The organism is Mesorhizobium montanum (assembly GCF_033977145.1).
Classification (GTDB): Bacteria; Pseudomonadota; Alphaproteobacteria; order Rhizobiales; family Rhizobiaceae; genus Mesorhizobium; species Mesorhizobium montanum.
Genome location: NZ_JAVIJF010000004.1, coordinates 49404 through 76329 on the forward strand (window position 1 = coordinate 49404; position 26926 = coordinate 76329).

Below are 26926 nucleotides of genomic sequence, written 5' to 3' on the forward strand. Positions count from 1 at the left end.
CAGGCCAAAAGTCGGTAGCCCAACGCAAAGGATGGTTTTGATCTTACCGTCATGGTTCCAGACCGTTTCTGCCGCTGGCAGCCATGAAGTTGCGCCAGCCACCATAGGCGGAGATGTCGGTCGCAGCTGTCAATCCCGCCGGTTCCGCCAGGAAGCCCTTCGACGAGGTCCCGTCATCGAGCTCGATATTGCCGATCCCGAGCGGTGACGGAATGGCGGCGACAAAGCGCCCAAAGGCCTCTGGGCCGAGCCGCCAGACTTCCACGTCGATAGACATGCCGCCGCCGTTCTCGACGCGGACCAAGCCAGGCTTGGGAACCGACTGGCCGGCGAGCGCATAAAGCTTATACGCCGTCGATGTCTTCGCGGATCGACAAAACCGGGCGTCCAGCTCTTTGAGCTGACCGTTCAGTGGCATGCCTGAAAGGTGAGCGCCGACGACGACCAGTTCGATCATCCCATCTTCGGTCGGCGGACGTGCGTGCGAGCGCTGGCCTGGCAACGGCCAGCCAGTCGCGCCGAGCGTAAGGCTGCTCGCGGCATGAAGATCACGGGCCAGCGAAGCGGCCAGCGCGTCCCTGCCGGCCAAGCCAAGCAAGGTCACACTCATCGGCAGGTTATCGCTGCGCTTGCCTGTGGGCACAGCGATGCCGCACATGTCGAGCAGATTGACGAAGTTGGTGTAGGTGCCGAGCCGGCTGTTGGTGACGATCGGCTCGGCGAGCACGGCATCGACTGTGTAATGCGTCGGCGCCGTCGGTACGCAGAACAGGTCGACCGAGGCGATGACCGGGGCAAGCTTCGCCTTGTAGGCCTGCAAGGCGTAGAGGCCCTTAAAGGCGTCGGCGGCAGACAGCTTGCGCGCGCCACCGATGATCTGGCGTGTCACCGGATGCATGACGGCTTCGTTGGCGTCCATGAAATCCCGGATCGCGGCGTAACGCTCCGCCACCCAGGCGCCCTCATAGAGCAGGTTGGCTGTGGCGTAGAAATCGGAAAAGGGGATTTCGGCCAATTTGCAGCCGAGCTTCTCCAGCATCGAGAGTGCAGCGGCGAAACCGGCCTGCATGGCATCGTCACCAAAGAACTTCAGGTCACTTCCGGCCGGAACGCCGATGGTCAGCACCGGCGGGAGGGCGGCGATCTGGGGGGCGGCAACGGGGCGCGAATAGGCATCGGCCTCGTCCTTCGCCGCAGCCACCCTGAAGATCGCGTAGGCGTCGTCGACGGTGAGCGCGAAAACCGAGATGCAGTCGAGCGTGCGGCAGGCCGGCACGACGCCCATGGCAGACAGCGCGCCGACCGTCGGCTTTAGCCCGACGATATTGTTGAGGCCGGCGGGGATGCGGCCGGAGCCGGCGGTGTCGGTGCCGAGCGCGAAGGAGACGATGCCACGCGCCGTGGCCACCGCCGAACCGGACGATGAACCGCCGGGCACCAGCGCGGCATCGATCGCGTTTCTCGGGATTGGATAAGGCGAACGAACGCCGACCAGCCCGGTGGCGAACTGGTCGAGATTGGTCTTGCCGATCACCAATGCTCCGGCCGCCTTCAGCCGGGCGACGACCGTGGCATCCTCCGCTGGCAGATAGGCGTATTCGGCGCAGGCAGCCGTGGTCGGCATGCCGGCGACGTCGATATTGTCCTTGACCGCGAAAGGAATGCCCCACAGCGGCTTCGTCACGGGATCGAACGGCCCAAGCGCGGCTGCCTGTGCAAGCAGGTCGGTCTTGTCGGCAAGGTGGATGAAGATGCCGGGGTCCGCAGCTTCGGCGATGCGCTCGAAGACGGTCTCGATCATGGCCGATACAGGCAGGCCCGCCGCATACGCCGAGTGCAGGCCGCCGAAATCGAAGCGAATGTCGCTCATCGTTCTTCTCCCAGAATGATCACCGGCAGGTCCCACTGGATCAGCACGACGCAGCCTTTTTCGGTCCATACCGAATGCTCGGTTCCGACCGGATTGAGGATGACGCTGCCGACGGCATAGCTGCCGTTCTCGTCGTTCTGCGTGCCCTCCAGCACGACGATGGTTTCCAGGCCGACATGGCGATGGCGCGGCACGCCGGCGCCGGGCTGGTATTTCAGGATTGCAACGGAGGCCTCGACCGGATCACCTCTGAGCAGCCAGTGCACCGTGATGCCTTCGCGAAAATGCTCGAACGCCAGCTCGCGCCACCCCCCGTCGAGGAGGCCGGCAAAACTCAGATTAGGCATCGGCAATTCCTTCGAGCACCTGGTCGGTCGTCGCCGTCCAGCCGACGATGGCACCTTGGGCGCGGATCATGGCGATGGCTGCTGCCTTGAACTCGGGGAAATAGCTTTCCGTCGCATCTTCGGCAAGCAGGCACTCATAGCCGCGATCATTGGCCTCGCGCATCGTCGTCTGCACGCAGACCTCGGTGGTGACGCCGGCGAAAACCAGTTGCTGCGCGCCAAGCCGCTTCAGCTCGTCGCCGAAGCTGCTCGCATAGAAGGCGCCCTTGCCCGGCTTCTCGATGACGATTTCGCCGGGCAGCGGCGCCAACTCGCAGAGGATCGCCGTTCCCGGCTCGCCAACGATCAGCACGCGGCCCATCGGCCCGACATCACCGATACGGATCGACGGATTGCCGCGGTTGCGCTTGGCCGGCGGCAGGTCGGAAAGGTCGGCGCGGTGGCACTCCATTGTGTGGATCACAGGCAGGCCGGCGGCGCGGAACCCCTCGATCAGCTTCTTCACCGTCGGCACGATGGCCGTGATGCGGCTGACATCGTTGCCGAGGCTGGCGCCAAAGCCGCCGGGCTCGGCGAAATCGCGCTGCATGTCGATGACCACCAGCGCCATCGTGTCGGGCTTGAACGCAAAGGCGAACGGCTGCGCGTCGATTTTCGCCATCAATGATGTCCCGCCATATGCTCGCCGATTGTCTGGACGCTGGCTTGCGCGATCGGGGTTTCGTAGACGAGGGTGCCGCCGGACATGACGAAGATGCGGTCGGAGAGTTCGAGCAGTTCGTCGAGATCTTCCGATATCAAGAGCACCGCCGCGCCGGCATTGCGCGCCCGCATGATGCGCGCGCGGATCTCGGCGACGGCCGAGAAGTCCAGGCCGAAACAGGGATTGGAGACGATGAGCAGATCGACTTCGCCGGTCAGTTCACGGGCCAGCACCGCGCGCTGGATATTGCCGCCGGACAGCGACGAGATCGGTGAAGCCAGCGACGCCGTCTTGACCTTGAACTGCTCGACCAGGCGCGCGCTGAAGGCGCGAATGGCGCTGGAGCTAATCCAGTTTACCGGCCTGCCATTGCCGTCTATGTCGAAGGTGCGGAAGGAGATGTTTTCGGCCACCGTCATTTTCGGCGCGCATGCATTCTTCAGCGGCTCCTCGGGAATGAGCCGCACATTGAGCGCGCGCGCTTCGGCACGCGTCGCCGCGTAGGCCGAGCCGCGCACCAGCACCTCGCCCGCCTCGCGCGGACGCTGGCCGGCCAGCACTTCCAGGAACTCCTTCTGGCCGTTGCCGGAAATGCCGGCAATGCCGACGATCTCGCCCGAGCGCACGCCGAGGTCCTCGATGCCGATCGACTTCAGCCCGGTTCGATCCGGCGCCTTCAGCGATTTGACCTTGAGCACGGTCTCGGCATCGGGTTTCGGCGTCGCGCGGCTGTCCAGCGTGGCGATCGGCTGGTCACCGATCATCATCGCCGCCATCGCCTTGTGGTCGAGGTCGGCGACGCGGCCAGTCCCGGTAAGCTTGCCCTTGCGCAGCACGCTGAAATCGTCGGCGAAGGCCGTTACTTCGTGGAATTTGTGCGAGATCATCAGCACGGTGAGGTCGCCGGCCTTGGTCATGTTGCGCACCAGCCCCAGCACCTCCTGTGCTTCGCCCGGCGTCAGCACCGAGGTCGGCTCGTCCAGCACCAGGAAGGAGCGGCCGAGATAGAGCTGCTTGATGATTTCGAGCTTCTGCTTCTCGCCGGCCGCAAGCTCCGCCACCTTGACGTCGAGCGGCAGCTTGAACGGCATGCGCTCCATGAACACGGCAAGATCGCCCCGCTCCTTGCGCCAGTCGACGATGCCGGGCACCTTCTCGCGCGAGATGACGAGATTCTCCGCTCCGGTCAGCGACGGCACCAGCGTGAAATGCTGGTAGACCATGCCGAGCCCGAGCGCCGAGGCATCCCTGGGGCTGGTGATCTTGACCTCCCGGCCATCGACCAGCATGTCGCCGGAGGTCGGGTGATAAAAACCCATCATGCATTTGACCAGGGTCGACTTGCCGGCGCCGTTCTCGCCGAGCAGCGCGTGGAACGAGCCTGCCGGGACCTTCACCGACACGGCGTCCAGCGCCGCGAAGGCACCGAAGCGCATGGTCATGCCGATGGTTTCGACGCCGACGGCTTTTCTGACGCTGTCACTCATAGGCCCTCCTCACGGCAGCTGCGCGACGAGCGCCTCAGAATTCGACACCGTGCCGAAGACGCCGCCCTGCATCTTGATCATCTTGATCGCCGCCAGATGGTTGCCGTGGTCGGTCGCCCCGCAGCAATCCTCCAGCATCATGCATTCATAGCCGCGGTCATTGGCCTCGCGCATGGTGGTGTGCACGCAGACATCCGTGGTGATGCCGGTCAGCACGATGTTCTGGATGCCGCGCTGGTTGAGGATCAGCTCCAGATCGGTGGCGCAGAACGAGCCCTTGCCGGGCTTGTCGATGATCGGCTCGCCCTCGATCGGGTAGAGGTCGGGGATGATGTCCCAGCCCGGCTCGCCGCGCACCAGGATGCGGCCGCATGGGCCCGGGTCGCCAATGCCGGCATTGATGCGGCGCGAGCGCCAGCGCTTGTTGGCCGGCAGGTCGGCGAGATCGGGCCTGTGCCCCTCGCGCGTATGGATGATGGTGTAGCCCTTGGCCCGCATGGCTGACAGCACCGCCTTGATCGGTTCGATCGGCGCCCGCACCAGCGACAGGTCGTAGCCCATATGGTCGACATAGCCGCCCGGCCCGCAGAAATCGGTCTGCATATCGATGATGATCAGCGCCGTGTTGTCCGGGCGAAGATCACCATTGTACGGCCATGGATAGGGATCGGCGTCGATGTAGCGCTTGGTGAATTCGGCTCTGGCGTTCATCGGCAAAACTCCAGTCATTTGGTGATCGACAATTCGCCCGGCGCGCCGGCAAGCGAGCGTGTCGGCGACGAGGTGGCGATCATGATGATGAGGGTGAGGATGTAAGGGGCGGCGTAGAACAGATAATAGCCTTGCGTGACGCCGACCGATTGCAGCGCCGGGCCGAGCGCGCCCGCCCCACCGAACAAAAGGGCCGCGGCAAAGCAGCCGAGCGGATTCCAGCGCGCGAAGATGACCAGCGCCACCGCCATCAGGCCCTGGCCCGACGAGATGCGTTCTGTCCAGCTGCCGGGATAGTAGAGCGACAGATAGGCACCGCCGACGCCGGCCAGAGCGCCGCCGACCCCGGTGGCAAGCAGCCGCACCGTATCGGGATTTAGGCCCATGGCGCGCGCGGCGTCCGAACTGTCGCCGACGACGCGCACGATGAGGCCGGCACGCGTATTGCGGAACGCCCACCACAGGATGACCGACAGCACCGCCCCGATCAGGAACAGCACGTTGACGTCGAGTGCGGCCTGCACCTGCGGAATGTCGGACCAGCCGCCGAAGGGAATTGCCGGCAGATTGGGCGCCTTCGGCTTGATGAACGGCTTGCCGAAGAAGAAGGCGAGGCCCGATCCGAACAGCATCAGCGCGATGCCGATGGCGATGTCGTTCACCTTGGGGAATTTGCAGATCCAGCCATGAAACAGGCCGAAGCACAGACCGGCAGCGGCTGCGGCAAGCAGGCCGAGCCAGGGTGAGTTGGTCATCACCGCGACCGCATAGGCGGTCATGGCGCCGAAGACGAGCGTGCCTTCGAGCCCCAGATTGATGCGGCCGGAGCGCTCGGTGATCGCCTCGCCCAGGGAGACGAAGATGAAGGGTGTCGACACGCGGATGGCGCTGCCCAGAATGGCCAGCGGCACGCCCCAGAGGCCGATCTCGGTCGCGCCCATCAGGCAGTCTCCCTCGCGAGGTCGGACCGCTTCCAGAGATCCGGATTGAAGGCCTTGAAGCGGCCGTAGAAAGTTTCGCTGAACAGGATGACGATGAAGATCATGCCCTGCAGCACAAGCACGGTGGCATCGGGCAGCTCCATGCGGCGCTGGATCAGCCCGCCCGAGGCATCGATGCCGCCAAGCAGGATGGCGACCGGGATGATGGCCAGCGGATTGTGGCGGGCGAGGAAGGTCACGAGGATGCCGGTGTAGCCATAGCCGGCGGCGAGCGAGGCATTGGCGCTGCCCTGCACGGCGGCGACTTCAAGCATGCCGGCGAGCCCGGCGAAGCCGCCGGCCAGCGCCGTGAAGCCGACGATGAGCGGCCCGACGGCCAGCCCCTGCACCTGTGCGGCCCGCACATTGCCGCCGGCGATGCGCGCGGCGAAGCCCCAGCGGGTCTTTTCGATGAGCACCCAGGAGAGGAGGCAGGCGACGACGCCGACAACCAGCCCCCAATGCACGTCCATGCCCGGAATGTTGCCGATGCGGTAGATGTCCGCCAGCGGCTGTGTCGACGGCTTGTTGAGCGAGGCCGGGTCGCGCAGCGGCCCCTCCACCAACTGGTTCATCAGCGCGATGGCGATGTAAGCCATCAGCAGACTGGAGATGGTTTCGTTGACGGCCCGGTAGTGGCGCAGCGCGCCGACGGCACCGATCCAGATGCCGCCGGCGGCCATGCCCGCCACGCCCATGGCAAGAATGACGATGAAGGAAGGCGCGCCGCCGAGCGCCATGCCGACGGCAGCGGCGGCGACGCCGCCGAGTACGATGGCGCCTTCGCCGCCGATGACGACGAGGCCAAGCCGCGCCGGCAGCGCCACGCAAAGCGCCGCCAGCAACAGCGGTGCGGCCCGCGACAGCGAGTTCTGGATGGAGAACCACGAGCCGAAGCCGCCCCGCCACATGGTCTCGTAGAGCAGGACCGGCGACTTGCCGACCAGGGCGATGAACAGGCTGAACAGCGCCATGCCGACGATGAGCGCCGCGAGCGGAATGACGAACGCCTCCGCCCGCCGCGCGATCCATTCCAGCGCCGCCGAATAGCCCCTGGCGCCGAATAGCGCCGGCATGCCGGCCCCTGTCACCATGTCCGTCATCGCCCGGCTCCCCTCAGATCAGGCGGTCGAACCGACGACGCCCTCGACCAGATAGTCCATGCTTTCGAGCTCGATGGCGGTCTCCGGGAACGCCTGGCCCGCGGTGGCGACGACCACGCCCTTGTTGCTCTTCAACGGTCCCTTGATGACGGCGAAGCCGCCCTTCATCATTTCGGCCAGCGTGGCGTCGAACTGCTTGCGCGCCGGCTCGCCGACGGCGGGGCCGAGCGGGCTCATCTTGACGAAGCCGTCGGCCAGCCCGCCGCGCGTGAAGTTGGGCAGCGGCGTGCCGGCCACCAGATCGTCGACGAACATCTTGTAGACCTTGGCCCAGTTCCACTCAGCGCCGGTCAGGTATTTCTCGGGCGCCAGTGGGCTCTGGTTGGCATGATAGCCGCAGACGAAGGCGCCGCGCCCGGCGGCCGTCTCGACTACCACTTTCGGGCTGTCGACATGGCAAGTGATGACGTCGGCGCCCTGGTCGACCAGCGCATTGGTGGCTTCCGCTTCCTTCACCGCCAGCGACCATTCGCCGGTGAAGATGACCTGGCAGGTGATGGTCGGATCGACAGATCGCGCGCCGAGCAGGAAGGAGTTGATGTTGAGCAGCACCTGCGGAATGGGCTTGGCAGCGACGAAGCCGATTTTCTTGGTCTTGGTGGTGTGGCCGGCCACGACGCCGTTGAGATACTGGCCCATGCCGATATAGCCGAAATAGGAGCCGGCATTCATCGGGTGCTTGGCTTTGTCCCACATGCCGCCGCAATGGCGGAACTGCACGTCCGGGAATTTCGCGCACATGGCCAGCATGTGGGGGTCGAAATAGCCGAAGGAGGTCGGGAAGACCAGCGAGGCGCCGTCAAGATTGATCATCGATTCCATCGTCTTCTGGACATCGACGGTCTCAGGCACGTTCTCCTCCTCGACGACGGTGATGCCTTCGATACCCTTCAGCGACGCCGCCCCTTCGGCATGCGCCTGGTTGTAGCCGTAGTCGTCCTTCGGTCCGACATAGATGAAGCCGACGGTGGCGGAGGCAGCGAAAGCCTTGCGGATTGGAAAGATTGCCGAAGCCAGACCGAGCGCCGCTCCGGCGGCGGAGGTCTTGAGCAGATCGCGGCGGCTAAGCATGAATTTCTCGGTCATGTGAATGCTCCCCTTTTCTAGATCCTGTCAGGATCGGTTGACGTCTCGCTAAGAAAGTGCATGCAATCACTGTGCCAGTTCTAAATTCGAATTTTTGCAATAAAATCAATAAGCGATTTTAGAAGTGCTGCATAAAGCTGCGGCAAGTGCATGCACTTTATGCCCTCAAATTCATCAATTTGACATAACGGCTAAAACATAGGCATACAGAGACGTTGCTGAATCGGAAATCGGCCCCTGGGCCGTCCACCTTACGGGCTTGGATGCAAGAAACTGGACGGAGGAGACGTGTCGGGAAAGCGCAGCTTGATCAGGTCGGGCACGACCGTCGATCAGATGGTGAGAGCGATCGGCGACCGCATCGTCACCGGTTTCCTGCGTCCCGGTGAAAAGCTCGATGAGGGCTCGCTTGCTGCCCGCTTCGAGGTGTCACGCACACCGGTCCGGGAGGCGCTCGGCCAGTTGAGCGCCATAGGGCTGGTCGAAAGACGGCCGAACCGGAGCGCCATCGTTGCCGTGGTGACGCAGGAGCACCTCGCTTCGATGTTCGAAAGCATGGCCGAACTGGAGGCGATCTGCGCCCGCTTCTCGGCCGAGCGCATGACCGGCGGCGAGCGCCGCTCGCTGGAGATCGAGCATCGGACCTCGGCGCGGCTGGTGCAGTTGGGCGCTGAGGAAGACTATGAGTATTTCAATACCGAGTTCCACACCCGGCTTTATCGCGGCGCCCACAACACGCATATCTATGATCTGACCGTGATGACCCGCAGCCGCCTGGCGCCGTTCCGGCGCGCGCAATTCATGCTGCCCGGCCGGCTGGCCAAATCCTGGCAGGAACATGACGTGATCGTCACCGCGATCATGCGCGCCGATGCCGCGGCGGCAGGCAAGGCTGCCAGGGATCACGTCTCGATCGTTAGCGAGGCTAGCTCGGTATTCGCTGCGGGTACAGCAAGACCTGGCGCGGATCTTCCCGGATCAGGCACTTTCATGCATGATCACTGACGTTCAGGAAACGTCCTTGATGCAATGTCGAAGGTTTCTGCGCTGCTGAAATTGCGTGACAATTTGGGATGGCAAGCCGCCAGGAATGTGATCATCCGATTCATCTGGGTTGCCAACCACAGGGTCCGCCGCGCCCTAACAACTACGCCAGGCCGCCGGTGCATTGGCATTGGAGAAGCATGGATCGATACGGCGCCAATAACCTGCTGCACTGGAGCGCAATCGCCGCACGCTCTACAATGGGCACCTCTTCGTCGGCAACCATTTGCTCAATGAGCCGGGCATGGAAACCATCCACTGACGTTATTGCGCTAGATGAAAGACGAAGGTCTCTTTGAGAAGAAGCACTATCTCTCGTCGAGATCCTGCAATAACGAGGCGGCCAAAGCCTCCTCGGCGATGGCCGCTTGATGGTCTTGCATGGCGACCGTCAGCGCCCCATCCCATGACGCTTCGACCGCCCTGCCTTCGAGAGGCGCCGAGCTCGGCGTGGTCCGGACGGCGGCAAGGTAGTCGATAGCACCGAAGCGCCATGGCTCCGCGGCATGTTCGCGCATGACATGGTTGCCGATCCGCAATCCGGGCCAGTCAAAGTCGCCGTGATAGCAGAGCCGCGCCCCCGCCTGCGCCAGATGGGACAGAAGGCATCTTTGCGCGGCGGCTGGCATGCCGTCTGTGCAGACCAGGGGCGCGCAGTCGGCCCCCCAGCGATCCGCGGCGATGGCGAGCAGGTTGGGATTTTCGCAGATATATACGTTGCGGTCTGCCACATCCCATTGGGGCGGCGAGCGCAGCAACGACCGCAGCGATGCGTAGGCCGGCTCTCCCGGGGGCCAGCGGTCGCTTTCGGCCTTTCGCATCGGCAGGTTGAGGAACAGAGCCGGACGCGCCAGTTCGTTGACCAGAACGCCTGCCCTGGCCCAGATGTCGCGGACCCGCTCCGCGCCGCCAGCCGGTTGCGCATCTGGATCGTCTTTCGGTTCCGCGGGCGTTTCGCTACCCTCATAAGCAACAGGGGAGATGGTCTGACGCCAGACTGCCAGCACGAGTGCTGCCGTCCCCTGGCCATTGTCGAGCGCATGGGCGTCGCCCAGCGCGTCGGCGGCGAGCTGTGAACGGGTGATGCCGTTTGCAGGCAGACGCTGCAGTACCTCTTCGGCGCGGCGGCAAAGCTGCGTCGCCGCGCCCGGATCCTGTCGGGCGAGCCGCTTGATGAGGCCGATGCCCGTCGGCGTCCGCAGCAAGCCGGCTAGGCCGGGATCACCGCAACCGTCGATCACGCCCGACCAAAGCGTCTGCAACCGGAGGCGAGTCCCGGCGAGATGAATGATAGGGCCGTCGAGCTTTTCCAAAGCGTCGCGCAAGGAAGCTGCGACGCCGGAGCGCTGCAAGGCGCCATCGACACTGCGGACGTCGATCCGCAAGGATTTCGTGCGGCGCTGCGGGCGGCCGAGCAGGGAGGCCAGCGCCGCGTGTTCCTCCGCGCCGAGATCGCCGATTCGAATGTGGTCAACAGTATCGTCGAGCGGCGCGCGTTCGAAGCGTTGGCGCAGCCGCCTGCGCAGCGAAGCGAGATGGTCGCCGCCGAGCAGGCGCTGAAGGCGGGCATCACCGCTCATGCCGGCGCAAATCGGCGATCGGGATCGGCCTCCAGCGTCTTCTCCCGCCCGTCCCAGGTCCACCGCGAGACGAACACGGCGTCGATGCCTTCGCGCCGCTGCAACTGGCATATGGCGACACCGGGCAGCTCGGCATAACAGGCCCACTCGCGCTCGCTGGTGATGACGAAGTCGAGGTCGAACTCGCGGATCAGCCCCATGCAGTGCGCACGCGCGGTGTCGTCGATGCCGGCGAACGCTTCGTCGAGCAGCATCAGCCGCGGGGCGAGCGCATAGCTGCCCTGACTGTAGAAGCTGGCCACTGCGGCGAACAGCGGTATGGTAAGGCCGAGCGCCCGTTCGCCGCTCGATGCGGGACCGGAAAGCTTGCGCCAATGCCCTTCCTGCCAGCGCTCGACCCGGAAGCGATGCCAATGGCGATAATCGAGAGCGCGGGCGAGTTGGTCGAGCAGGGTGCCGCCGCCATCCTTTCCGCCGATCGAATCGGCACGCTCCCGCTCCGCGGAGATCCGTTGCTGCAGCATGGCGCCGACGACGCTCCGGTCGTCCGCGGACCAGAGGTCGGCGCTGGTATTTAGCAGGCGTTTGCGCGCCATGTCGAGGCCGACGGGCGCGCCTTCCTCTTCAGACAACGGCTGCCACACCAGGCGGTAGCGCACGCCGGTGGAGGTGGGGCGCTTGTGCAGTTCCTTGTTGATGGCGTCGACCTGCCGTTCGGCGGCCTGCAGCAGGCGCTGGATTTCGGCGGCAATCTCCGCCTGCAGATGGTTCTCCAGAACGGCGCGTTCATTCGCAGTGAGAAGCTCGCTGCGCTGTCCGATCTCTTCGGCGAGGCGCATGGCGAGGCGATCCGGCCGTTCGCGCCGGTTCTGGTAGATGATATTCACGCTGAAGCCCCAGTCGCTGGGGTCCGCCTGGGCCTGGTGGCCGAGCGCGCCGAGCGCGCGCTGCAACTCGGTCAGCTCTTCCGCTATCTGGCGCTGCACGCGCGCCCAGGTCTCGTCATCGTCCTTGAGGCCGGACAGCTCCTGTTCGGCGCGCCGGGCCAGGGTGAGTGCTGGGTCGATCGTCCAGACACTGCCCATGTCGGGCATTTCGACATGCGGCAGCGCGGCCGACAACAAGCCGGTTCCCGTGAACTGCTGCAGCTTCGATATCGTCCGGGCGCGCGCTTCGCCGCGCTGCTGCAAGACGATGTTCGCAGTCTCCGCCTGTTCGTTCGCGACTGCTCGCGCCTCGCCCTTATTGCGCAGGGCCTCGCGAGCAAGCTTCAACGCGGTCTCGCCGGATTCGACCGCGATGCGGGCATCGGCCAGATGCCGTTGCAGTTCCTCGACCTTGGCACCGACCGTCTCACGCAACACATCGAATCGGGCGGAGGCGTCTTCGGCCTCGATGCGGGCTGTCGCGAGTTCCTCTTCGCGCTGCCGCAGGTCGCCGCGCGCCTCGTCCTCGCGGGCGCGCTGCCGCTGCCACTCAGGCAGGGCCAGACGTAGCTCGTGGGCGGCTTGATCGAGCTGGACCTGCGCGTCGCGATAGTGCTCCAGCGCTGCCTCCACGAGCGGCAGTGCGTCGGGCGATTCGGGCAGCCGCAGGTCCGCGGCATCCGCAGCGAGCTGTTCGCGAACGGCCTTGAGCGCCTGTTTGGCCTCGCGCCATTTTATGTCGGCTTCGGCCAGCTTTTCGCCGGCAAGCCGGGCCTCGCGGGTACACGCCGCGGCAGCCAGATGAGCGCTACGCAGCGCCTCGTCGGCGGGCGCGCGACGCAATTCCTCGTCGGCCTGCTCGCGATCCAGCGCGAGCTGCCCGGTCATGGCTTGCGCGGCCGCCAGTTCGGCCGAGAGCTGCGCCAGGCGGTCGGCGATCTCGGCCAACCGCCGTGTGCGGGCAACGGCACGGGCCGCATGGCCGACATGGATTGCCGTCGGCTTGCCCCAAGCGCCAGACAGGGCGCCGAGGCGAAAGCGGCCATCCGGAGCAATCCACGCCTCGCCGTCGATAGGGTCGTCATCCGCGCAGGCGATGCCGGACAGCGTTCGCTCGACGACGTCATCGGGAACATTGCAGCCGGCAGGCACGGTGGCATGCAGCCAGTCGGCAAGCGACGGTGGACGGTTCTGCCGTTCCAGCACCTGCACATCGAACAGCGGCGCGCCATCGTGGCCGGTCTGGAGGCGGCCATCCGGCGATATCCAGGCGTCGAGCAGCCCGGCGGCTTCGAGCGCCGCTTCAAGACCAGCGCGTTGCGGGGCCGTCACAGCATCGCGAAAGTCCACCACCTGCCAAAATGGCGCGCCTTGACGTGCTTCCCGAACGGATGCGTCACGCGGGTAGCGTAGGGGCGGCGCTATATCGCCGCCGGCTTCCAGGTGTCCACGTTCGTCTTCCAGGCTCGCGCGTTCGGTCTCCAGCGCCTGACGCTGGCCATCGAGCGCCACCTGACGCTGTGTGAGCGAGAGGCTGGCCTTTTGATGTGCCGATTGCAGGAGATGCCGGGCAGGGTTGTCGCCTTGCAACGCTACCGCCCACTCGGCCAGAGCAGTCAGGGCCGCGAACCTGCCGTCGGAATCGATTTGCAGTTGCTTCAGGTCGGTGAAATGGCGATCCCAGCTTTCCACCTGGCTCCGGCCTTGCCGTTCGACCTCGGCATCGGCTTGCGTACGGCGCTCGGTAGCCTCTTCGGCGTCGAGTTGCCGTTCGTCCTGGATTACACGGCGCTGCGCATAAGTTGCCTCGGCTTGTGCGACTTCGGTCTGGCGGCGGCGCAGCAGGGCGATCTGCTCGCGCCGGCCGGCAACGAGGTTGCGTAGCTCGACGCATGCCCTGTCGAAAGCATGCCGCGTCAACTCGACCAATTCGGACGTTTCGGATACAGCGAGCGGGCTTTCCGCATGCTGGCTGGCAATGCCCGCCGCATCGGCGTGGCCTGCGCTTTCCCGGCGCAGATCGGTCAAACCGCGTTCCGCCTGCCCCATGCGCAGGGCCGCGCGTCCCGTTTCCTCCGTAGCGAGCCCCAGCCGCCGGCCCGCCTCCTCGACCGTCTGGGCTGCCTTCTGCATCGCCTGCCGGCGCGCCGCGGCCTCTCTCTCTGCGCCTTCGAGGCGGTTGGCATCCTGCATCGTTGGGTCGGAGCGCAACGTATCGAGCCGAGCACTCCCACGCGTAAGGCTGATCTCGGCATCGTCATGGGCAGTTCGAGCAAGTGCTTCCTGCGCTCGTGCTTCATCGAGCCGGGCCTGGGCTTCGCCGCGCGCCCGGCTGGCATTGTCGAATTCGGTCTGCGCCTGGCGCAGCAATCGTGCCTGCCGCCGGGTCTGCGTGCCGGCATAGGCGCGATAACGTTCATCGAAGTGGCCGACAGCCTTGGCCAGCGCTTGGTACTCATCGAGCTGGCGGCGGTCTTCCTCCAATTGACCAAGGGCCTCGGCGACATCGCCGAGCAGTTCGGGCGCAAGCGGCGGCAAGGCCTCGGTCAAGGCGTTCGAAAGGGCGGTTTCGTCAGGCTTTCTGGAGAGCTGCGGCTGGCGAAGCTGGATCAGCGTATCCATCAACGCGTCGTAGCGCCTGGTACCCAGGTGGAACAGGCGCTCGTCGACAGCACGGCGGTAGCTGGCGGCGGTATCGAACACCTGGCCGCGACCTTCAAGGGCATCGCGCAGCCGCTCCTTGGTCAGAACTACCCGTTGCGCGCTCGTCAGCCACAGATCCTGGTTTATGCGCGGCGCGTCGTCGGCGTCTTCGATCAGGAAGAACCAACTGTCGACCTGCGGACGGGCAGCGGTCGCCGACAGGCCAACGCCAAGCGAGAGATAGCGTGGCAGGCCGTCTTCCGCGATACGGCCGAACTCGACCCACGCATAGCCGTTGCGCCGGTCGTAGCTGTTCATCAGCAGGTTCCAGGCCATCTTCTTGCCACCGTCCCCGTCGGGCTCGACGCGTGAAGGTTTGAGCTGCGCGTCAAGAAGCAGAGGCAGCGTCAGCGACAGCACCTTAGACTTGCCGGTGCCGTTGTTGCCACGCAGCAGCAGATGGCCGTCGCGAAACCAGAATTCCTCGCTGTCGTAGTGAAACAGCTCCACCAGGCCGAGGCGCAGGGGTTGCCAGCGTTTCCTCGTCGGCGCCGGCAGGGTAGGCTTTCCCGGCTGTGCGGCGAATGGGATGAAGCTATCGTTCATGCCAGTCCGAAGAGGGGACCTGCGGCAGCGGCCGCCACGTTGCGTGTTTCGCGTATTTCAGCGTCGCCCAGCGCGAAACGAGCAAGCGCCGGGAGCGGATATACGGTGCCGTCCTTTAGCACGGCTAGCTGTAATTTCTCCAGCCGCTCGACTGCGATGGCGGCGAGTTCGTGTTCGGCGCCCGGCTCGCGCGCCGATTTGCGCCAGTAGCGACCGTAGCTTGTCCTGGCCTCGCGCAGAAAGTCGGCAATGTCGCATTCCCGGATGCCCCGGACAGGTTCGCTCGCTCCATCGGCGCCATTCGATTTTCGCTGCCTTTGGCCTGCGGCCAGATGTTCGGCGACAAGCAGCGTCACATGCGCGTAGGTACCTTCGGCGGGCATGGCGATATCGGTCAGCATGCCCGCCTCGTCGACCAGCGCCAACCCCTCGGCGCGTTGCTCCGCGACGAGGCCGGCGGCATCGCACAGGCGGGCGGCCATGGCGCCGCGCTGATTGAGGAAATAGGCCCGGGCATCTGGATCCAAAGTCTCGATATAGACCACCGGATCATCGAGCAGCCGGCGCGCGAGCTGTTGGCGCAAAGCCGTGCGCCGGCCATCTTCGCTGTCCGCTACATGCTCGTCGACGACGGCATGCAGCCGGTCTTCGAGCGTGGCCGGAGCTTCTTCCGGCGTCCATGTCGACGGGCCGCGCACGGCTGCCAGCATGCCGGCAAGCATGCGCCTCTGCACGTCGTAGAGCGCGTCGGCCTGGTTGCCTCCGGCATGCACGAATGTTTCCTCGTCGCCGGCCACACGGTGCAGCACCCCTAGGCCCAGCAAGGTGCGGCACACCGATACGAGTTCGCGCCGCTCATGTTGCGCCTCGAGGGTGAAGGTGAAGTCGAGCTCAGGCTCGGCGGCGAACTCCAGCAGCCTCTCCCCCAACAGGCGCAGCGTGATCTGCGGGTCGGCGCGTTCGAGCACCGCGCAAGCAAGGCATAGCAACACGTAGCGGCGGCGATCGTAACCAGGTAGACCGCGCATGGAGTCGGTCACGTTTCCCGGACGCTTGTAGAGACGCGCACCCTCGCGCTCGACTTGCAGCGTCCAACCCGTCTCGCGCGAAAACCATTCCCGCAACGCTTCGGCCTGGCGGCGCACGGCAGCGAAATCGTCATGTGCCGGGCTCATCAATGGCGTCATCAGCAGGGCGCGCAGGCAGTCGCGAAACTCCTCCCGCAGGAAGCGCTGCTGTTGCAGACCGATGCTGCGGCCGTCCCCTGAATAGTCGCGCACCGCTTTCACAGGCTACCTTGCAAGGGTGTTATGGTGATGAGGTGGTCGCGCCCGGCGAACACACCTCGCGGCGTATCGATCTTGGCATAACTGTCGGCGGCGAGCGGCTTCAGGTGAATGTGCAGCAAGCCGTCGCCGGTGTGCCGTTCCACGGGCACCTCCGGCCCGGCCTGCTCGCCAAGCGCTTCTCCGAGCAGTCCCAGGAACAGGCCGAAGGCAGACGTGTCGAGTTCGCCCAGCTCCGAAAGGCGCGCGGTCCGGCCCGTGGCGAGGCGTTTGCGTGCCGATTCGACCTGCAGCGATTCCTCGGCAAGTTGGAGCGCCAGGAACGTGCGGTCCCCCGCGCGGTCGCGCACTCGGGGCAACGGTCCGCGTGGGGCGGCCTCGCCGTATTCGCGCAGGCGCGGATGAATCCTGAGTGGCTCGGCGTCGGCCCAGGAGGTGCTGGCCGGCAGTTCGGCGCCCGCGTCGGCGTTGAGTGAGAAATGCCGCGCCGGATTGAGCGCGAAGGCGGCGCGCGCGAGACGGTGCGCTTCGCCATCATCGGCACAGGCGGCGAACCAGCCGGCGAGCATGCGGAAGTCGGCCGAGCGATCGCTACGGCCGCTGCGGCGCTCATTGAGCGCGGCGATCGCCGCCAGCAGTTGCGGGATCGCCGAGCGTGCCCGCGCCCGCAGCAGCTCGGCTTGCGGCGGCTCGTGACCGGTGCTGAGAAACCAGCCGCGCAGCCCTTTCCAGCGTTCCCGCCAAGCTTGCAGGTAACGGGCTCGCGCATCGGCCTGATCCTGCGCATTGCCAGGAGCGGCGTCGCGCGATTCACGGTCGGCTACTTGCCCCAAAAGGGCATCTGTCCCGGGCTCCAGGGCGAGAATAAGGCGCGCGATGGTATCGGAGCGGCGCACCAGATCGCCCATGAAGCGCTCCAGGTAGTCGATCAGCCGCTTCTTGTAGTTCGCCACCGCGCCCGCCTCGGCTTGCTGCAGCTCGATGCTGCGTGAGACGCCGGCCATGAATGCCTGCGCGTTTTCGGCCAGACCCTCGAAGACGCGCACCAGATCCCTCAGCGTCTCATGGATCTTGGCCACGTCGGGCTCGGCTTTGGCAGCCAGAGCTCTAAGCGCCAGCAGCCGGCTCGCTATGTCTTCGAGCGCCACCGTCTGCAATTCGGCACGACGCTGCAAGGTCTGCACGAAGACCGCCATTGCCGATTCCACCGCCTCGCCGCCCTGCGACAGACGGTAGAGGAAGCGGGCGCGATAGAAGTCGCTGAGACTGGAAACCCGCGCGGTGTCGGGATGCGATTCGAGATTGCCCCATTCCGCAAGCTGGGCGAGCCCCGCATTGACTTCCTCAATGTGAGGCGGCCCATCCGGCCATCGGGCTTCGGCGAGCACTTCGTCGGGCCTCAATTGCAGGCGATATTGTCGCTTTGCCGCAGCGAAGACGTCCATGATGCAGCGGTAGAACGCGGCCTTCTCGGCGCTCACGTGGCGAAATAAATCTGCCCGGTCATCCGCCACTTGCATAGCCACTCCTTCCCACGGCCCACATTGCATGTTTTCGCTTTGTTCTCGGTTGGTGTCAAGACGGTGCATCGCTTGCGGTGCCAATTCGAGGATCGCCTGATGCGGCTATCGGCACCTGGCAAAAAATATCAATCAGCTCAGCTTTGTCGAGGAATCGGTGGAAGACCGTGAAAGCCGCAATGCGCCGGTCATCGATTTGGTGGACACTGGCCATCCGGCATTATCCAAAATCATTGGTGCTGGACCAGACCCTGCCGACCCTTTGTTGAACGGAAATATCCTTCCATGAAATCCAGACGCCGAAGCCTGAAATCCGCAGCCACCCCTCACAAGGAACCCAAGCTCTCGCGAATGCACGCGCCTGCCGATCTGTCTCCGGTGGACTGGCAACGCGGCTTGCGCCGCCAGTTCGGTCGCGAGCAGGCCTTCGGGCTCGAGAATCTGACCGGCGAACCATTCTTCTCCGAGTTTCGGGTCAGCAATCCCGCCTCGAAATCGAGCTATCGCGTGGCGATCCGGGGCTTGGGACCCGGTGGCAATTTCTGCTCTTGCGCTGACTATGCGACGAGCGAATTGGGTACCTGCAAGCACATCGAATTCACGCTTGCCCGGCTTCTGAAGAAGCGTGGCGCCAAGGCCGCTTTTGCGCGCGGCTATCAGCCCGTATTTTCCGAACTGTTTCTACGCAACGACGGGAGGCGCCGCATATATTTCCGGGCCGGAACGGATTGCCCGCCGGCGGTGCGCAAGGCCGCCGCGGCCTTGTTCGACCCCGAGCACGACGGCATGCTGCCGGACGATCGTCTCGGAGAACTCGACACGTTTATGGCCACGGTATCGAAGTCGGGCCACGAGTTTCGTGCCTATGACGATGCGCTCGATTTCATCGCAGGAAGGCGCGATGCGGAGCGGCGGGCCTCGAAGCTCGAGGAGTTGTTTCCTCAGGGAGCCGCCGACCCCAAGCTTGGCAAGCTTCTGAAAGTGCCGCTGTACCCCTACCAGGCCGAAGGCGCGCTGTTCGCGGTCCGGGCCGGCCGGGCACTGATCGGCGACGATATGGGACTGGGCAAGACCATCGAGGCCATTGCCGCGACGGAAATACTGTCACGGCATTTTGGCGTCTCGAAGGTGCTGGTGGTCTGTCCGACCTCGCTCAAATACCAGTGGCGGAGCGAGATTACGCGTTTCTCGGGCCGGCAAGATGAGAATGCGGTGCGGGTCATCAATGGCGGCCGGGAAGAGCGGCTGAAGGACTATCGTTCGGACGGTTTCTGCAAGATCACGAATTACGAGAAGCTGAAGCCCGATCTCGACCTGATCGCCGCCTGGGCACCCGACCTAGTGATCGTCGATGAAGCGCAGCGGGTGAAGAATTGGAACACCATCGCTGCACGGGCCTTGAAGCGGATCGACAGTCCCTACGCGATCGTGCTGACCGGGACGCCGCTGGAGAACAAGCTCGAGGAGTTGATCTCGATCGTTCAGTTCGTCGATCAGCATCGGTTGGGACCGACCTGGAAGCTGCTGCACGAACATCAGATCAAGGACGAGGGTGGACGCGTCACCGGCTATGCCGGGCTCGAGAAGATCGGCCAGACACTGGCGCCGATCATGATTCGACGGCGCAAATCCGAAGTGCTGCGGCAATTGCCGAGCCGTATCGACCAGAACCTTCTCGTGCCGATGACGGAGATGCAGATGCTCTATCATCAGGAGAACGCGGACGTGGTGGCGAAAATCGTCCAGCGCTGGCGCAGGACCCGGTTCTTGTCGGACAAGGATCAGCGACGCCTGACCTGTGCCCTGCAGAATATGCGCATGGCTTGCAATAGCACCTACCTCCTGGACCATGAGACCGACCACGGCGTGAAGGCTGACGAGTTGGCCGCGCTATTTGCGGATCTCTTCGCCGACCCCGAGGCAAAGGCGGTGGTGTTCTCGCAATGGACGCGGACCCACGACATCATTAGCAGGCGCCTCGATGCGCGTGGCCTGGGCTATGTCAGCTTCCACGGCGGCGTGCCGTCGGACAAGCGGTCGGCATTGGTCGATCGTTTTCGCACCGACCCCGCCTGCCGGGTGTTTCTGTCCACGGATGCCGGCAGCACTGGCCTCAATCTCCAGCACGCTTCGACTCTTGTGAACATGGACTTGCCGTGGAATCCGGCGATACTCGAGCAGCGCATCGCGCGCATACATCGCCTTGGTCAGGCAAGGCCGGTGCGGGTCATCAACTTCGTCGCGAAGGGCACCATCGAGGAAGGCATGCTTTCGGTGCTGGCGTTCAAGCGCTCCTTGGCGGCAGGAATCCTCGATGGTGGCAGCAGTGAGATTGCGCTCGGCGGCTCGCGGCTCACCCGCTTCATGAAGGACGTGGAAAACGTCACCGGGCGCATGGGCGAGAGCGAGGCTGTGACGCCGGCCGAGGAAGCCGGGAACAGCGTCATCGTTGTTGACGATCGACGGCCCGCCAAAGACGTGAAGGCAAATGAAGGCCTGGAAGCAGATGCGGATATTGTCGCCGGCGATATCACGCGCTCGAATGGACCCGCGGTGGCACGTCGCGATCCAAGGTCCGATCCGTGGCAAGCCCTGGTGCAGGTAGGTGCGCAGTTCGTTGCCGCTCTGGCGGCCGCCAACGATCCCACGGCTCCGGCGCATCCATGGATCGAGCGCGATGCGGCAACCGGCACGCAGAGTCTCAAGATGCCGCTCCCGCCGCCGGAAACCGCGCAGCAGCTCGCCGATGCGCTTTCGGCACTCGCGGAAGGGTTGCGAGGCAGGATCGTGTGACTGCAGCCTAGAATTAGGCAGTGCTGGATATTGGAGAGAAGATCTCGATCAACCTTAGAACGGTTTTTCGGAGATTGTCTCTGAACTCATATGCAACGACAAGAGCTGAGCGAAATTAAGATCGACTTACCACGGTGTCGATAAACGCGCGCAGCTTTGGCTGGGATTGGCTTCGCGCTGCAAAGTAGAGAAAAAGACTGTCAGGGGGCGGCATGTATTTTTCCAGGACCATAATTAGCTGGCCGCTGCGGATGCCTGCCTGCGCCGCAACGTCCGAGGTGTATGCCAGCCCGCTTCATGTCAGCAATTGCGTCGGCACGCCGAGCGCTGGACCGGCCTCGCCGAGCCGCTGGTCGAGCGTATACACCGTGGCGCCGTGCTCCGATGCAATGGCGAGATGCAGCGCATCGCCGGCCCGAAGCCCAAGCCTATGCTGATCGGCAAACTTCGCCGCGGTCCGGAATTGCCCGCCCGTCACACCGAGCACGGTGAAGCTCTCGGCGACCAGCTTGTTGAACATGGCGAGCGCCCCAGCGCGCTGTTGCAGGCTGATCTGGCTGGTCCGAAGTTTGATCGCCATGGCCGAAGACATCTCGGTGATGGTCCAGTCGCTGATCAGGAGCTGCGCCGCGTCCTGCTCCGCCAGCCAGGCCTGAACGCGCGGCGTCATCGCTTCATTGGAGAGCGCAGCGACGATCAGCGACGTGTCGAGATAAAGCATCAGTAGCGGTCGCCGTCCCGCATCGCTCGCACCAGATCAGCAGCGCTTTCAGTCTGCGGCGGCATAGTCGCCGTCAGAGACCGGAGCAGGGCAGCGTCGATCGGTTTGCGAGGCTTGGCCACGGCGCTGAGCCGTGCAACCGGCTTGCCGCGCCGGGTGATGTCAATTGAATCGCCTGCCTCGATCCGGTCGACCAACTCGCTCAGATGGGCCTTGGCGTCTGCCAGACTGATCACATCCATGCCATTCTCCTGACCATGTAGATGGTCATATAGCGTGTTCAGCTTAAGAATTCCAGCGCGACCTTTCGACGTCCGTCGTGGCGAGCTCTTCTGGAACGATTGTGAAGTATCCTTTCTTGATGACCAACTGGAACATGCGGCCGTTGGGCGTTCAAATGGTCGGAAGCTGACGTTGGCGACGGCAGCTGCCGTAGCGGGCATTCCCGGCCCGAGCAGACCATAGGTCAAGACAGCTAACCGGCGTTGTCCACCATCCAGTCGGCAAGGCTTCGCGCAAAACTTCGCGGCACAATCATGTCGCAGCCGGTCTCGGTGGTGCGCAATACGAGCACCGATACGTGATGAAAGGCCGTTTGGAACGCGCGGCCTGACGCTGAGGCTGGAGAGCGCCAGTCGACGGCGATGCATTTGGAGAGAGTTTCCAGGACGCGCGCCCCGCTCAACCTGAAGCGTACACGTCCCTCGTCGAGAGCAACCGAACAGCCCAATCCGGGATCGATCGTCAGAGGGGATGGTTTTGCACCTGCCTCCGTCATCAGCCAGAGACGGCGCGGAGAGATCCGGACGGTGAGCGTATCGCCGTGGCGGGCCGTTTCGCCGACCGAGATGGGCAGGGCGGTTCCCAGCAGCTGCGAAACACTCATCTCGAACCGGGTCAGCATCCCGCCCCAGCTCTCGATCTGAACGATCGGACAATCAGCCATCGATAGGTTGAAATCCTTCAACGCCAAGACCTCAGCCATGCAGCCGTTCTCCCTTCGGATCCAGAAAGACGGGCGAGACGATGCGCGCGCGAACCGTTTCGGCCTTCATCGGATAGGCGGCGAGAACCTGGTTTCCCTCTACCGCCACGTCACCCGCAAGCAGGGCCAGGCCGACATAGCGGCCGAACTCCGGACTGAAGGTCACCGAAGTTATCCGGCCGCGTCCATGGCCGGCCACTGCATCGCCGGGCGCGAACAATATCGCCCCGCCGCGCAGTCGCTTGCCCTCCTCGATGCATTCCAGTCCAACCAGTCGCTGGCGGTCGGGCGCCAGAAATGCCGTGCGGCGACGCAGGACGTCGCCAACGAACCCCGCGCGTTTGCCGACCATACGGCCAAGGCCGAGATCGTCGAGCGTGGTGCGGCCATCGATCTCGGGTCCGGCGACGTGGCCCTTTTCGACACGCAGCGCGCCGAGCGCCTCGACCCCATAGGGCTTGAGGCCGAACGGCGCGCCGGCTTCCAGCAGGCGGCTCCAGGCCTGTTCGCCGGCGCTGGCGCCGACATAGATTTCGTAGGCGCGTTCGCCGGAATAGCTGAGGCGGATGATGCGCAACGCCCGTCCTCCGAACTCCGCTTCGATGAAACCCATATGCGGCAGCGCGTCGTTCGAGATGTCGAGCTTCGGAAAGGCAGCGGCGAGGATATCGCGGCTCCTCGGTCCGGCGACCGACATTGCCGCCCATTCATCGCTGACGGAGGTGACCGCGACACGCAGGTCCGGCCAGGCGGTATCGAGGAGGAATTCCAGCCGCGACAACACGTCAGCCGCCTTGGCGGTCGAAGTGGTCATGAAGAAGCAGGTTTCCGACAACCGCGTGGTGGTGCCGTCATCGAAGACGATGCCGTCGTCGCGCAGTATTACACCGTAGCGGGCACGGCCGACTGGCAGCTTGGCGAAGCCGTTGGCGTAGACACGGTCGAGGAACATGGCCGCGTCCGGTCCTTGCACGTCGATCTTGCCGAGGGTGGAAATGTCCATCAGACCCGCGGCCCCGCGCACCGTGCGCATCTCGGCGACATAGGCCTCGTTCACGTCGCTCCCGGCGGGGCGGTAGAAATACGGACGCATCCACAGCCCCACCTCGAGCATCTCGGCGCCATTCGCCACATGCCAGTCATGCATCGGCGTACGGCGAAACGGCTTGAAATGGTGGCCGACTGCGCGACCAGCGAGAGCGCCGATGGCAACCGGCGCATAGGGCGGACGGAAGTTCGTGGTCCCGGTTTGCGGGATCGTCGCCTGGCGCAACACCGCCATGGCCGAAAGTGCTGCAAAATTGCTGGTCTTGCCCTGGTCGGTGCCCATGCCGAGCGTGGTGTAGCGCTTCAGGTGCTCGACCGATTCATAACCCTCGCGATGGGCGAGCTCGACGTCCTTGGCGGTCACATCCATCTGGAAATCGACGAAGGCTTTTCCGGGCCCTACGAACGGGATCGCGCGGAACGCGTTGGCAGCGGCTTCGCCGAGATCGAGTTTCAAAGGAGCTGGCGCAGCCGCCGATTTGCCGCAGAAGGATGCCGCTTCGATGCCGGCATGGTGCCCGTCCTCGATGGCACCAGCAGCCGAGAAGCGGCCTGTCATCGCGCCGGCGCCGAACTGGCCTGCCGGAAAACCGCCGGGAACGAAGCCGTCGATGTCGTCGCGATAGATTGGTTTGACGCCGAGATGCGAGGTGAGGTGCACGGTCGGTGACCAGCCGCCGGACACGCAGACGAGATCGCAGGCGATTTCCGGATTGCCGCCGGATCCAGTAAGCTTCGCGGCCTTCACAGCATGGCCGCCACGCAGATCGACGATTTGTGTCCCTGATCGGATCGCTATGTTCAGGCGCGCGGCTTCGGCGGCCGGACCGGCAGGCGGAGCGTCGCGCTGATCCGCGACCGTCACCTGCGCGCCGGCGGCGGCAAGGTCGATGGCGGTGCGATAGGCGCCGTCATTGGTGGTGGCGACCAGAACCTTTCTTCCGGGCAGGACGGCGAAGCGATTGAGGTAGGTTCGGGCGGCCGATGCCAGCATGACGCCTGGCCGGTCATTGTTGGAGAACGCCAGCGGCCGCTCGATGGCACCGGCAGCAAAGACAATGGAGCGGGCGCGAAGCATGGTGAAGACCTGCCGCGTAATGCCTTCCTCTAGCGGATCATCGTTTCGTTCGATCAGACCCAAGGCGTTGCCGTCATAGGTGCCGAACGCCATCGTCTTGCGCAGCACAGTGACGTTGGGGAGGCCTGCCAGTTCGGTCCCGATCGCCTTCAGCCAGGCTGCCGCCTCGCCATCGGAACGCTCCGATAGAAGCTGGCCGCCGAGCAGGAAATCCTGCTCGACCAGCGCAACGCTTGCGCCCGCGATTGCCGCGGCGCGCGCTGCCGAGAGGCCGGCAGGGCCGCCGCCGACGATCGCTACGTCGGCAAATACGTGACGCACCTCGTAACGGCCCGGGTCCGGCTCGGTGCCGGCTCGGCCCAGTCCTGCGGCCCGGCGGATGAAATGCTCATAGAACATCCAGGCGCGCCGCGTCGGCCCCATGAAAGTCTTGTAGTAGAAGCCGGCGGAAAGGAAGGGCGCGAACAGCCCGTTGATGCTCTGCATGTCGAAGGCGAGAGACGGCCAGCGGTTCTGGCTTTCGGCAGATATGCCCTGCGCCAGTTCGAGCGTGGTGGCAGGCAGGTTCGGTTCGCGCCGTCCGCCGGTTCCGAGCGTGACCAAGGCATTCGGTTCTTCGGGCCCGGCCGAGAAGATACCGCGCGGCCGGTGATATTTAAAACTGCGTCCTGTGAGTGTGACGCCGTTGGCCAGCAGAGCCGACGCCAGCGTGTCGCCTTGGTAGCCGTTCAGCGTGCGGCCATCGAAGCTGAAGCCGATCGGCTGCGCGCGATCGATATGGCCGCCGGCCGGCAAACGTCTGTCGTTCGGGTTCATGCTTCTATTTCCTGGCGAAGCCGACGGAGAGGATGGAATGGTTGCGAGTGTCGCGTTCGACGACCAGCCATTGCCGGCAGCCGGTCACGTGTTGCCAGAATTCGCGATGCAGCCCGGCCGGGTTCTTCCGTATGTAGACGTAGCGATACCAGGCTTCCGGATCGGGATCGTCGTGGGCCGGACGCACCGCGGAAGCGTCGCCGCCATAGCGGAACTCGTCATGATCGCGCAGGCCGCAGCACGGACATTCGATGCGAAGCATTGTTTCGGCCCTCTATTGCAGCCAGGCCGAGGGGCCGGCGCCGGCCTCGTCGAGCGTGTGGCCGGTACGGAAACGGTCGAGCCCATAGGCGGCGATCAGCGGATGCGGCTTGCCGGTCGCCAGCATGTGCGCAAAGCACCAGCCCGAAGCAGGTGTCGCCTTGAAGCCGCCATAGCACCAGCCGCCGTTGAGATAGAGCCCGTCGATCGGCGTCGGGCAGATGATCGGGCTGGCGTCGGGCGTCATGTCCATGACGCCGCCCCAATGGCGCAGCAGCCGGACGCGCGAGATGCAGGGCATCAGCGCGATCGCGGCCTCGGCCACTTCGCGCACGACGCCGAGATTGCCGCGCTGGGCGTAGGAATTGTAACCGTCGAGATTGCCGCCGAAGACAAGCCCACCCTTGTCGGACTGGCTGACATAGAAATGATCGGCGCCATAGGCGACGACATGATCGACCAGCGGCTTCAGGGGCTCGGTGACGAATGCCTGCAGCACGTGGCTTTCGATCGGCAATTCCAGCCCTGCCTTCTGTCCGAGCACGGACGTATGGCCGGCAACGGCGAGGCCGATCTTGCCGGCGCCGATCCGGCCTTTGCTGGTCTCGACGCCGACGATCCTGTCACCGTCGCGGACAAAATCGGTCACCTCGCAGTTCTGGATGATGTCGACGCCGTGACCATCGGCGGCGCGCGCATAGCCCCAGGCGACAGCATCGTGGCGGGCGGTGCCGGCGCGGCCCTGCAGGATCGCGCCATATATCGGAAATCGCGCCGTCTCGGAGAAATCGAGATAGGGAACCAGCCGCCGCACTTCGTCGCGGTCGAGGATGTCGGCGTCGATGCCGTTCAGACGCATGACGTTGGCACGATGGCTGAAAGCGTCGAGCTGATCCGCCGAATGGGCGGTGACGATCTGGCCACGCTGCGAGAACATGACGTTGAAATTCAGCGCCTGCGACATGCCTTCCCACAGCTTGACCGAGAATTCGTAGAATTGGGTGTTGCCGTCGAGCAGGTAGTTGGAGCGGATGACGGTGGTGTTGCGGCCGACATTGCCGCCGCCGACATAGCCTTTCTCCAGCACGGCGACATTGCGGATGCCGTGGTTCTCGGCGAGATAGAAGGCGGTGGCCAGCCCGTGTCCGCCGCCGCCGACGATGATCACATCGTAAGCCGGCTTCGGCTCTGCCGCGCGCCACGCGCGCTGCCAGTTCTTCTGGCCGGATAAGCCGTTGCGGAAAATCGAAAGCGCCGAATAGCGTGCCATGTT

General features: G+C 64.6%; 21 protein-coding genes. 2 read left to right on the forward strand and 19 right to left on the reverse strand.

Going from position 1 to position 26926, the window contains the following annotated elements; genetic code table 11:
* Nucleotides 1–49 precede the first annotated feature (49 nt).
* Genes atzF through RFM68_RS06560 form a run of 8 tightly spaced genes read right to left on the reverse strand, consistent with a single transcriptional unit; the run spans nt 50 to nt 8347 of the window.
* Entirely contained in the window at nt 50–1870 is a 1821-nt protein-coding gene (gene atzF, locus RFM68_RS06525) for an allophanate hydrolase (RefSeq protein WP_320231891.1), read from the reverse strand.
* Nucleotides 1867–2217, reverse strand: coding sequence for a cupin domain-containing protein (locus RFM68_RS06530; protein WP_320231892.1), 351 nt, complete (start codon nt 2215–2217; stop codon nt 1867–1869). The genes atzF and RFM68_RS06530 overlap by 4 nt, the downstream gene beginning before the upstream one ends.
* A complete protein-coding gene (locus RFM68_RS06535; protein ID WP_320231893.1) occupies nt 2210–2878 on the reverse strand; it encodes a cysteine hydrolase family protein in 669 nt (222 codons plus the stop codon). Before RFM68_RS06535 ends, RFM68_RS06530 begins: the two co-directional genes overlap by 8 nt.
* Entirely contained in the window at nt 2878–4407 is a 1530-nt protein-coding gene (locus RFM68_RS06540) for an ABC transporter ATP-binding protein (protein ID WP_320231894.1), read from the reverse strand. The genes RFM68_RS06535 and RFM68_RS06540 overlap by 1 nt, the downstream gene beginning before the upstream one ends.
* Before the next feature lie 9 nt (nt 4408–4416).
* A complete protein-coding gene (gene biuH / locus RFM68_RS06545) occupies nt 4417–5118 on the reverse strand; it encodes a biuret amidohydrolase (RefSeq protein WP_320231895.1) in 702 nt (233 codons plus the stop codon).
* A gap of 14 nt (nt 5119–5132) precedes the next feature.
* Nucleotides 5133–6059, reverse strand: coding sequence for an ABC transporter permease (locus tag RFM68_RS06550; protein WP_320231896.1), 927 nt, complete (start codon nt 6057–6059; stop codon nt 5133–5135).
* Nucleotides 6059–7192 (reverse strand): ABC transporter permease, encoded by a 1134-nt coding sequence (locus tag RFM68_RS06555; protein WP_320232150.1) that lies wholly within the window; start codon nt 7190–7192, stop codon nt 6059–6061. Before RFM68_RS06555 ends, RFM68_RS06550 begins: the two co-directional genes overlap by 1 nt.
* A 27-nt stretch (nt 7193–7219) precedes the next feature.
* On the reverse strand, nt 7220–8347 hold the full coding sequence (locus RFM68_RS06560; protein ID WP_320231897.1) for a BMP family ABC transporter substrate-binding protein: 1128 nt from the start codon (nt 8345–8347) through the stop codon (nt 7220–7222).
* Between the two features lie 336 nt (nt 8348–8683).
* Between RFM68_RS06560 and RFM68_RS06565 the strand changes: the two genes are divergently transcribed.
* Nucleotides 8684–9352 carry a GntR family transcriptional regulator gene (locus RFM68_RS06565; RefSeq protein WP_320232151.1) on the forward strand — a complete coding sequence of 223 codons (669 nt, stop codon included), beginning with the start codon at nt 8684–8686 and terminating at the stop codon, nt 9350–9352.
* A gap of 347 nt (nt 9353–9699) precedes the next feature.
* On the opposite strand, the gene RFM68_RS06570 is transcribed toward RFM68_RS06565, so the two are convergent.
* From RFM68_RS06570 to RFM68_RS06590, 5 genes are read right to left on the reverse strand one after another with little or no spacing between them, the layout of a single operon-like run.
* Entirely contained in the window at nt 9700–10971 is a 1272-nt protein-coding gene (locus RFM68_RS06570) for a TIGR02679 family protein (protein ID WP_320231898.1), read from the reverse strand.
* On the reverse strand, nt 10968–15146 hold the full coding sequence (locus RFM68_RS06575) for a TIGR02680 family protein (protein ID WP_320231899.1): 4179 nt from the start codon (nt 15144–15146) through the stop codon (nt 10968–10970). Before RFM68_RS06575 ends, RFM68_RS06570 begins: the two co-directional genes overlap by 4 nt.
* A complete protein-coding gene (locus RFM68_RS06580; RefSeq protein ID WP_320231900.1) occupies nt 15143–16435 on the reverse strand; it encodes a TIGR02678 family protein in 1293 nt (430 codons plus the stop codon). Before RFM68_RS06580 ends, RFM68_RS06575 begins: the two co-directional genes overlap by 4 nt.
* On the reverse strand, nt 16432–17952 hold the full coding sequence (locus RFM68_RS06585; RefSeq protein WP_320231901.1) for a TIGR02677 family protein: 1521 nt from the start codon (nt 17950–17952) through the stop codon (nt 16432–16434). Before RFM68_RS06585 ends, RFM68_RS06580 begins: the two co-directional genes overlap by 4 nt.
* A 55-nt stretch (nt 17953–18007) precedes the next feature.
* Nucleotides 18008–18166: a hypothetical protein gene (locus tag RFM68_RS06590; protein ID WP_320231902.1), complete on the reverse strand. Its 159-nt coding sequence runs from the start codon at nt 18164–18166 to the stop codon at nt 18008–18010.
* A 71-nt stretch (nt 18167–18237) separates the two neighbouring features.
* Between RFM68_RS06590 and RFM68_RS06595 the strand changes: the two genes are divergently transcribed.
* The gene (locus tag RFM68_RS06595; RefSeq protein ID WP_320231903.1) at nt 18238–20745 is read left to right on the forward strand and encodes a DEAD/DEAH box helicase; all 2508 of its coding nucleotides are present in this window, start codon (nt 18238–18240) and stop codon (nt 20743–20745) included.
* 295 nt (nt 20746–21040) lie between these two features.
* Here RFM68_RS06595 and RFM68_RS06600 read toward each other — a convergent pair whose 3' ends face one another.
* From RFM68_RS06600 to RFM68_RS06625, 6 genes are all read right to left on the reverse strand, one after another.
* The gene (locus RFM68_RS06600; RefSeq protein ID WP_320231904.1) at nt 21041–21466 is read right to left on the reverse strand and encodes a type II toxin-antitoxin system VapC family toxin; all 426 of its coding nucleotides are present in this window, start codon (nt 21464–21466) and stop codon (nt 21041–21043) included.
* Nucleotides 21466–21708 (reverse strand): type II toxin-antitoxin system Phd/YefM family antitoxin, encoded by a 243-nt coding sequence (locus RFM68_RS06605; protein WP_320231905.1) that lies wholly within the window; start codon nt 21706–21708, stop codon nt 21466–21468. The genes RFM68_RS06600 and RFM68_RS06605 overlap by 1 nt, the downstream gene beginning before the upstream one ends.
* Nucleotides 21709–21941: 233 nt before the next feature.
* Nucleotides 21942–22451, reverse strand: coding sequence for a sarcosine oxidase subunit gamma family protein (locus RFM68_RS06610; protein ID WP_320231906.1), 510 nt, complete (start codon nt 22449–22451; stop codon nt 21942–21944).
* The gene (locus RFM68_RS06615) at nt 22444–25392 is read right to left on the reverse strand and encodes a sarcosine oxidase subunit alpha family protein (protein ID WP_320231907.1); all 2949 of its coding nucleotides are present in this window, start codon (nt 25390–25392) and stop codon (nt 22444–22446) included. The genes RFM68_RS06610 and RFM68_RS06615 overlap by 8 nt, the downstream gene beginning before the upstream one ends.
* Nucleotides 25393–25396: 4 nt before the next feature.
* Nucleotides 25397–25654: a sarcosine oxidase subunit delta gene (locus tag RFM68_RS06620; RefSeq protein ID WP_320231908.1), complete on the reverse strand. Its 258-nt coding sequence runs from the start codon at nt 25652–25654 to the stop codon at nt 25397–25399.
* Nucleotides 25655–25666: 12 nt separating this feature from the next.
* On the reverse strand, nt 25667–26923 hold the full coding sequence (locus RFM68_RS06625) for a sarcosine oxidase subunit beta family protein (protein WP_320231909.1): 1257 nt from the start codon (nt 26921–26923) through the stop codon (nt 25667–25669).
* Nucleotides 26924–26926 lie beyond the last annotated feature (3 nt).